Raw genomic sequence first — 3,746 nt, forward strand, 5'->3', positions numbered from 1 at the left:
AATTCCCGTTGGGACAGGGCAACCCGTTTCTGATCTTCGGGCGACATGAGCCGGAAAGAACCCAGGTTGGGCGAGCGTTCGAAAATGATATGGGAGGGTGTCAGCCTGTAGGGGTCATCTGACCACGACAGCGCTTCGTGTAGCGCGCAGGTGGGCACTTCGGCATTCGGACAGACCTCGTCCAGATAATCCATGCCCGGCCCGTCAACGATGAGCCGCGCGGTGATATGCGGCGTATAGACGACCTCTTTGTTGGTGGCGATTTCCACGGTGACCTGAAAGGCCTTGCGCTCGGCCAGTGCCAGCGCCAGAATCATCATCATCAGGATCGTTGCACGCCAGCGTCGTGGTCTTTTCCCCCAGGGCGCGGCCAAAGCGACAAAAGGTATCATTAACGCCGCAACCGCCAGATGAGACGGGTGCAGAAGGGCGCTGAACAGGGCCAGAGCGGATATGAGCAAAAGCTCCCAGGTTTGCATTATCCGCCCAAAGGCCGTCAGTGAGGCAATCACGATCAGCAGCACCGGTGCAAAAATATCCGGCATCATGTAGGCGACATAAAACGGCAATGAAGTGCTGGCTGCCACCAGCAAAGGCACTGCGGTCATAATGGTTGTGTTCGGTGCCCCGCCCGGCGACCGGCCAGCGGTTCGCGCCAGCATCCAGACGGCCAGCAGCGTAGCAACCAGATGCAATACCGGAAGGACGGACAGGGCATCGATCCGAACAAGCGCAGCCATGATGAGGCCATAGATCAGTGACCGTGATCCGGTTGCGGTGTTATCCTCATCGGCGGTGTGGGTTACACCTGCCGCAACGCTGTCAGCTGTCGGCGGAAGGAAACTGCTCAAGGCCACATTTCCCTGCCGGATGTAACTGCCGGTATCGAAGTAATAAAGCGGCCCGCCATTGATCATGAGAACGGACAGGCAGACCAGCAGCGCCGCGATCAACAGGAGGAAAGCCCCGACCGTCCAAGATGGCTTGTCCGAAAGAGCCGACACGGTCATGTCCGTTCTGCGACCAGCTTCGCCGCAAGTACGGTGTGCTGAAAGCAAGCAACTATCGCATTCAGCCCGTCTTCCGGTGCCATTTCACAGGGATCAAAATCAGGCGCGTTCATCAGCGTCCTCGGCAGCCTCCATCAATCGGGCCATAAGCGGTGTTATCCCACTCCGGTCTCTGCCGGCATGGCGTTAAGCAATCATTTGATAGCAAGAAAACCTTCAAAACAAATATACTTCTGAATACTCATCACATCCTTGAAACCGGCCCGGCCCAGCAGATCCAGATTGCCCTGGGTGGAAAACGGTTCCAGCACGCTTTTCAGGCTGCGCGCCTTTTCGACGATTTCCTCGCTTGAGAATCCGTTGCCGATTTTGAATTCGTTGTAGAGCTGGGTCACAAGATCCTGAAACCGCGCATCCGGCCCCCGGACCTTTTCGAACATGACAAACGCACCGCCCCAGTTCAGGGTGTTGTAGATCTTGGTGAACAGTTCCTGCCGGTACCGGGGCGGGATGAACTGCATGGTATAATAGCTGACGATCATGTCCGCCTTTTCCATCTCCATATGACGGGCATCGTCATGAAGAATGGAAATGTTCGGGACATCCGCGCAATGAGCTTCGGCGACCTTCACCATTTCAGGTTCGACATCGATGCCGATCCAGCGTGCGTCAGGCTTTCCCGCATTATGTTCTGCCAGCTTGCGGATCAACTCTCCGGTCGATGTGCCGATTTCATAGCAGAGACTGTCATTGCGGACGAAGAAATCGGAAACCTGACAGATCAGGCCGTGACCCATTTCATAAAGAGGAACAGACAATTTGATGTGGTCGACAAACGTATCGGGAACACTGCCCCCAAAGGTCCAGTTCGCATTCTCAGCGGCTATGTTCTGGCCAACACCCATGCGCAATGTCTCCTCGCTAAATAGGCAGGCACAATGGACAAACGGCTAAACAAGGGCTTCCGATTGAAAATGCGTGCCTGAACTTGGTACAATAACAATCCAAAGCTACACGAAACTTTCGGACCGTCGAAGAAGAAATATGGCGGAACCCGGGTTTGTGGCCTTTTTCCCTTCTGTCGCGATCCGCAGGGTCCTTGTGGCGGGCCGAAGGTGGACAGTGTGCGGGAATGGTTTGTATTGTTTCCTGCCTTGTGCGACACGGGGGCGCCCGTCATGTGAAAAGGCGCGCCTGCTGCATTTCATGACAGAGTGATCGGGCGTGGTTCTGCATTGCCTGAACCGGCTCGGATTATGCTTGGTGCAGTGTGAAAACGCTCGGAATCGCCGGAAAGTTGGCATGTTCTCCAGACGCAGATTCGCCTTATTCGGGTGATTCTGGTTCACGATGGGGAAACAAACTGTAATTTGGGCATCCATTGTGCTGAGCAATCGGCCTTTGCGCCCATAAAAAGCCACAATTCCGAGAAAAATCCTTCGCAATCAAATAGAAATGAATTATCAATAAATGCGGTAGGTGCCCTGCCGAGATTTCGAGCGGGTTGTGTGTATAAAAATCAAAGGTGGGACTTTGTATGTTTAGAACTTTTAAGATGATGGCGGCGGGGCTTGCTACTGCTGTGATGATGGCCGGATCGGCCAGCGCTCTGACCTCGGTGTCAGCGGGTGGTGGTCCTCTGCCGGGGGGTGGATATGACATCACCTCCGACACGCTCTTCTCCGGTACGGTTTCCACGATGGGTGGACCCGGGGTTTACATGATCAACTTCCAGTCGCCCATTGATCCTCTTTTTGGTGTTGCGAACGCTTCGATCACCATCAATCTGCTGAGCACGTTCACAGGTCTGACGGTGAGCTGGGTCGACGCCTTGAACCCGGCCAACGTGCTGGCATCGACGTCGGTTCTGGGTGGTGTTCAGACGACACTCAGCACGCTGTTCAGCAGCGTCAGCCCGAACACCTTGAGCCAGAATTTGGTGTTTAGCTGGGCCAACTCTCAAGGGGCGACCGATGCCAATGGCAATCCGGTGCCGGTTACGTTTGATTTCGACGTCGCACCAGTTCCGCTGCCCGCCGGTGGTCTGCTGCTTCTGACAGCGCTTGGTGGTCTGGCTCTGACGCGTCGCCGCAAGGCCGCCTGAGCGACACACAAACTTGACAAACAGGACAAGGGGCCGTTTCGCGGTCCCTTTTCTTTTGATCAGATGTTGCGACCTGCCGCCTGGCGCAACATCCAGATCATCCGCTGACATCTGAGCCGGAACAACGTGATGATCGCCCGGCTGGTTTCGCCCGCCGTGGACAGCTTGTCGCTGCTGAGGATTTTCGGGGTGTGCACAATTGCACTGGCCGGCATGGCCAATCCACGGATCGCCCACCGTATGCGAGCGGCGGCGTTGGTGCCGTGCAGCAGATATGCCTCTTGTGTGGTGCGCCGCCACTTGGCCTTGAGCGCGGGCCAGTTCTGCCGGGATGGATGGCTGACACGAAAGTCGTCCCGATAGATCAGGCTATACCCGCGCGCGACCGCGCGCATGGTCCATTCCCGATCTTCCGAGACACCGTTGATGAACCCGCCGATCGCATCAAACACATCGCGTCGGGTCAGCAGGTTGCCGGCACCGGAAAATCCCTGAACCTCGATATACCTGCGGAAGTTGAATGCAAAAACAGCCTCGAACGCTTCTGCGCCGCTGCGCGGGGGTGGGGTTTCGTCAAAAACATCTACCCGGCCACCAATCAGATCGGCCTGATCCGCGACCTGACGCCCGAC

Annotated in this window: 4 protein-coding genes; 1 reads left to right on the forward strand and 3 read right to left on the reverse strand. The window is 56.2% G+C overall.

What is annotated here, in order from left to right:
• Together AC2FNN_RS21165 and AC2FNN_RS21170 are read right to left on the reverse strand one after the other, a co-directional pair.
• Positions 1 to 1,010, reverse strand: a 1,010-nt coding sequence (locus AC2FNN_RS21165) for a hypothetical protein (RefSeq protein WP_496760443.1), incomplete at its 3' end; no start/stop codon positions are given.
• Between the two features lie 194 nt (positions 1,011 to 1,204).
• Positions 1,205 to 1,915 carry a methyltransferase domain-containing protein gene (locus AC2FNN_RS21170; protein WP_170347013.1) on the reverse strand — a complete coding sequence of 237 codons (711 nt, stop codon included), beginning with the start codon at positions 1,913 to 1,915 and terminating at the stop codon, positions 1,205 to 1,207.
• 632 nt (positions 1,916 to 2,547) lie between these two features.
• Here AC2FNN_RS21170 and AC2FNN_RS21175 point away from each other — a divergent pair.
• A complete protein-coding gene (locus tag AC2FNN_RS21175; protein WP_171230484.1) occupies positions 2,548 to 3,114 on the forward strand; it encodes a VPLPA-CTERM sorting domain-containing protein in 567 nt (188 codons plus the stop codon).
• Positions 3,115 to 3,173: 59 nt separating this feature from the next.
• Here AC2FNN_RS21175 and AC2FNN_RS21180 read toward each other — a convergent pair.
• A partial coding sequence (locus tag AC2FNN_RS21180; protein WP_496760445.1) for a glycosyltransferase family 2 protein occupies positions 3,174 to 3,746 on the reverse strand: 573 nt, incomplete at its 5' end.

The organism is Ruegeria sp. BHSA118, from assembly GCF_059613405.1.

Coding starts and splice junctions, on each gene's coding strand:
- AC2FNN_RS21170 (WP_170347013.1), bottom strand. CDS start 1,915: ATGGGTGTTGGCCAGAACATAGCCGCTGAGAATGCGAACTGGACCTTT.
- AC2FNN_RS21175 (WP_171230484.1), top strand. CDS start 2,548: ATGTTTAGAACTTTTAAGATGATGGCGGCGGGGCTTGCTACTGCTGTG.